1 rRNA gene is annotated in these 225 nt (G+C 58.2%); it reads right to left on the bottom strand.

Features of this window, described 5'->3' with window-relative positions:
• Positions 1 to 225 (bottom strand): 23S ribosomal RNA (locus tag F6X37_RS38225); the annotation flags it as partial.

Raw genomic sequence — 225 nt, 5'->3', positions numbered from 1 at the left:
GCGCCCGGATTTGCCAAAGCGCCTTCTCCAATGCAAGGACCGGGACTTCCAACACCCGGACAACCTTCCGCGATCCGTCCCCCCATCGCATTTCACACTGGTGCAGAAATATTAATCTGCTTCCCATCAGCTACGCATTTCTGCCTCGCCTTAGGGGCCGACTCACCCTACGCCGATGAACGTTGCGTAGGAAACCTTGGGCTTACGGCGAGGGGGCCTTTCACC

This window comes from Paraburkholderia sp. 31.1, from assembly GCF_014397645.1.
Lineage (GTDB): Bacteria > Pseudomonadota > Gammaproteobacteria > Burkholderiales > Burkholderiaceae > Paraburkholderia > Paraburkholderia tuberum.
The sequence above is the reverse complement of the archived record's forward strand: the minus strand, read 5'-3'. Positions and strand labels throughout refer to the sequence as shown.